At 66.5% G+C, this 4,077-nt stretch carries 4 protein-coding genes; 3 read left to right on the top strand and 1 reads right to left on the bottom strand.

Going from position 1 to position 4,077, the window contains the following annotated elements; translation table 11 throughout:
- Positions 1–49: 49 nt before the first annotated feature.
- The gene (locus tag ACIPIA_RS11535) at positions 50–790 is read left to right on the top strand and encodes a potassium channel family protein (RefSeq protein WP_400509605.1); all 741 of its coding nucleotides are present in this window, start codon (positions 50–52) and stop codon (positions 788–790) included.
- Between the two features lie 11 nt (positions 791–801).
- Here the strand turns inward: ACIPIA_RS11535 and ACIPIA_RS11530 are convergent, their stop codons facing one another.
- Positions 802–1,368, bottom strand: a complete 567-nt coding sequence (locus ACIPIA_RS11530; RefSeq protein ID WP_400509603.1) for a thioesterase family protein — start codon at positions 1,366–1,368, stop codon at positions 802–804.
- 165 nt (positions 1,369–1,533) lie between these two features.
- On the opposite strand from ACIPIA_RS11530, the gene ACIPIA_RS11525 reads away from it, so the two are divergent.
- Both ACIPIA_RS11525 and ACIPIA_RS11520 read left to right on the top strand, forming a co-directional pair.
- Positions 1,534–2,973, top strand: a complete 1,440-nt coding sequence (locus tag ACIPIA_RS11525; protein WP_400509601.1) for an FAD-binding oxidoreductase — start codon at positions 1,534–1,536, stop codon at positions 2,971–2,973.
- A 137-nt stretch (positions 2,974–3,110) separates the two neighbouring features.
- A partial coding sequence (locus ACIPIA_RS11520; RefSeq protein ID WP_400509600.1) for an AsmA family protein occupies positions 3,111–4,077 on the top strand: 967 nt, incomplete at its 3' end.

Genomic DNA, 4,077 nt, shown 5'->3' with positions numbered 1-4,077 from the left:
CGCAGACGCCCCTTCAGAGACCGGCCGTTTCGAGGCTTTCCGCAGCCGGCTGCGCCAACTCTACCACGGCCGCTCGCCGGCGGCGTTGCGCTTCCAGCTCGTCACCACCGTGGTCGACCTCGCGATCATCGCGTTCTTCATCCTGACGCCGCTGCTCCGGGAGAGGTCGTCCTTCCTCTGGATCGATTATTCCGTCGCGATCGTCATGATCGCCGAGATCGCGGCGCGGCTGCTTGCCTCGACCAGCATGCTCCGGTTGCTGCGCCAGCCGACCATGCTGCTCGATCTGTTCATCCTGCTGACGCTGCTCGCGCCGCAATGGCTGGAGAATTTCGGCTTCCTGCGCATCCTCAGGCTCTGGTCGCTTTCTCACAAGGGCATCGTATGGATGCAGTTTCGCGAGACGCGCTTCCGCGAATGGGAGAACGTCGTGCGTGCGCTGAGCAACATCGCGACGTTTCTCTTCGTGGTCACCGGCTTCGTCTACACCTTCTTCTTCCGGCAGGAAGGAGGGCTGGAGAGCTATGTCCAGGCGCTCTACTTCACGGTCGCGACCGTGACGACGACCGGCTTCGGGGATGTCACCTTGCCCGGGATCGCCGGCAAGCTGACCTCGATCGTGGTGATGATCGTCGGGATCACGCTGTTCGTCAGGCTGGCGCAGGCGCTGTTCCGCCCCAACAAGGTGCTGTTTCCCTGTCCGGAATGCGCGCTGCAGCGGCACGAGCCCGACGCCGTCTACTGCAAGGCCTGCGGCCACAAGCTGAAGATTCCGGACGACGAGCCCTGAGGTTCCGCCGGTCAGTGCCGGGTTTCGGTCTCGGGTTCGCGCGCTTCCACCGGGGCATCGACCCGGATCGTCGATTTCTGCGGCATGCCGATGATGCGGCCGATCGTGGCCGGCAGCGGCATCATGCTGTGCGCCGCCTTCATCAAGGCGATGTTGGCGAGGATGTCGGCAGGGAAGGGGGTGACCTTGCGATTGATCATGTCGACATGGAGCGACAGGTTCTCGCTGGTCGCCGCGAGCCAACCCTCATGGGCATGCCGCATCTCGAGATAATAGTGCAGGCGCTTGTCGTCGAAGCCGATGAGCTGGGCAGTGACGCGGACGAGATCGCCCTCGGTCAGCTCGCGCTTGTACAGGATGTGGCACTCGGCCGTGAAGGTCGACGCGTGCCGGGTCTCGACATAGTCCCGAGTCAGCCCGACCAGCGAGAAGACCTCGTCCACCGCGCGGTCGAAGAGCACGTGATAGTAAGCCATGTTGAGATGGCCGTTATAGTCGATCCATTGCGGCTCGACCCGCATGGCCGACGATACGAACGGCGCGAAGAACAGCGCCGGCGCTCGCATGTCCTGCGTCATGATCGTGGTCCCTGTTCGGCGCCCCGCTCAATGGCCCGTCGCATTATTGCCGCTGCCAATTCCTGCATCGCTTGATCTACAATGCAGCCATTCGGTTAAGATCAGGACCGAGGCCGCTGCGTATTGGTTCGCTTCGAGCCTAAGCCTTGAAATAGAGTGTTGACAATGAGCCTGCCTGCTGACGCCTCTCTTGACAACCCTGTTTTTCCAGCATCGCTGCCTCCGGCGCCTGAGTCGATCGCAGCGGTGACGCAGGCACTGGCTGCGCGCTTCGGCAACAGGCTGGTCACCAGCCTGGCGGTGCGCCAGCAGCATGGCCATACGCTGACCTGGATTCCGAACCAGCCGCCGGATGCGGTGGTCTTTCCGCAGAGCACGGACGAGGTTTCCGAGATCGTGAAGCTCTGCGCCGCGCATGGCGTGCCCGTCATCGCCTTCGGTACGGGCACCTCGCTCGAGGGCCATGTCAACGCGGCCTATGGCGGCGTCTGCATCGACATGTCGCAGATGAAGCGGATCATCGCGGTGCATGCCGAGGACCTCGATGTCGTCGTGGAGGCGGGCGTGACGCGCAAGGAGCTCAACGAGCATCTGCGCGACCAGGGCCTGATGTTCCCGATCGATCCCGGTGCCGACGCCTCGATCGGCGGGATGGCCGCCACGCGCGCTTCCGGCACCAATGCGGTCCGCTACGGCACGATGAAGGACAATGTGCTGGCGCTGAAGGCCGTCATGGCCGACGGTTCGATCGTCAAGACCTCGACCCGCGCCCGCAAGACCTCGGCCGGCTATGACCTCACACGGCTTCTCGTCGGCTCCGAAGGCACGCTGGGAATCATCACCGAGGTGACGCTGAAGCTGCACGGCATCCCGGAGGCGATCGCCGCCGGTGTCTGCCCGTTCCCGTCCGTCAAGGCGGCTTGCGACGCGACGATCCTGACGATCCAGACCGGCCTGCCGGTCGCGCGCATAGAGCTGGTCGATGATGTCATGGTCCGCGGCGTCAACCTGCACTCGAAGCTCGGGTTGCCGGAGACGACGATGCTCTTCGTAGAGTTCCACGGCACGGAGGCCGGCGTCGCCGAGCAGTCCGAACGTTTCGGCGAGATCGCCGCCGAATTCGGTGGCGGCCCTTTCGAATGGGCGACCAAGGCCGAGGAGCGCTCCAGGCTCTGGCAGGCGCGCCACGACGCGTACTGGGCGGCAAAGGCCCTGCGGCCGGGCTTCGAATCGGTGGCGACCGATGTCTGCGTGCCGATCTCGCGGCTGGCCGAATGCGTCGAGGAGACCAAGCGCGACATCGATGAGAGCGGGCTGATCGCGCCGATCGCAGGCCATGTCGGCGACGGCAACTTCCATACCCAGCCGCTTGTCGACCTCGACGACCCCGCCGAGGTGGAGCGGGCGCAGGGCTTCATCGACAGGCTCGTGAAACGTGCCCTCGCGATGGGCGGCACCTGCACGGGCGAGCATGGCGTCGGCCAGAAGAAGATGAAGTATCTCGAGCAGGAGCATGGTGCGGAGGCGCTGGCTGTGATGCGGACCCTGAAACGGGCGCTTGATCCGCAGAACATCCTCAATCCGGGAAAAATCATCGTCCTGTGACATTCGCGCGGCTTGCGCTGCGCTGTCGCTTCGCGGAAATGTCGTGATCCTGCCGCGACTTGCAGGCATGATCGCATCCGGCCGCCGGCCTCGCGTCGGCGGCGCTCCACCATGGCGACAGGGACAGAAAGCGGACGTTGCGTGAAAGCCTGACAGTTCTGGCCGGTCTGCTCGTGCTGGCGCTGCTGGCGGCCCTGATCGGCCCCGGCTTCGTCGATTGGCGCGTCTACCGGCCGCAGATCGAGGCAAGGCTCACCGAGGCGCTGGGCGTCGAGACGCAAATCGGCGGCGCCATCGGACTGCGCCTCCTGCCGTCGCCGCGCATCGCGCTCGAAAACCTGCGCGTCGGACCCGGTGATGGCACGACGAGTTCGGCCACGGTCGAGCGTGCGACGGTCGAGCTGGCGCTGACCGCGCTGGCGCGCGGCGAGTTCCGCTTCTCCGAAGCCGAGATCGATGGCGCGACGATCACGCTGGCTCTCGACGACAATGGCGCGATCCAGCTGCCCGAGCGGATGGGCCGGGGCCTGCCGGCCGAGGCGCGGCTCGACCGCCTGCGGCTCAGCCGGTCCGCCGTGATCTGGCGCGAGCCGGGAAAGCCGGCTGTCGCGTTCTCGCCTATCGCCGCCGAGGTCACCGCGGTCAGCTTCGCCGGGCCCTGGCGCTTCGAGGGCGAGGTGGCTGGCGCCTCCCTGCGCGTGACCACGGGCGAGCTGGAGGAGGGAGGGCGGCTGCGAGCCAAGGCCTTTCTCACTGGCGATGACCTGCAGCTCAATTTCGACGGCACGCTCGCGCTGCCCACCACCCAGGGACGCGTCGGCGCCGAACTCGACGGGGCCTTCAACCTGTCGCCTGGCGGGGCGGTCTCGCTGGCCGGGCGGGTGAAGGGCGGCAGCCGTCAGCTCGACCTTGCGGGGCTGACGCTCGACCTCGCCGGCGGCGCGGCGCGCCTGGAAGGCGAAGGGCAGTACCTGCCCGGGACGGGAAGCGGGTCGCTCGCGCTGCGGGCGCGCCGGCTCGATGCCGATGCGCTGCTGGCGGCCCTGGCCGAGCGGCAGGGCTTCGAGCGGGCCTTGCAGGGCCTCCCCGGCATGCTCGATATCG

It is taken from the genome of Allobosea sp. CER48 (assembly GCF_044752385.1).
In the GTDB taxonomy this organism is placed as follows: Bacteria; Pseudomonadota; Alphaproteobacteria; order Rhizobiales; family Beijerinckiaceae; genus Allobosea.
This window is presented reverse-complemented; position numbering and strand designations above follow the sequence as displayed.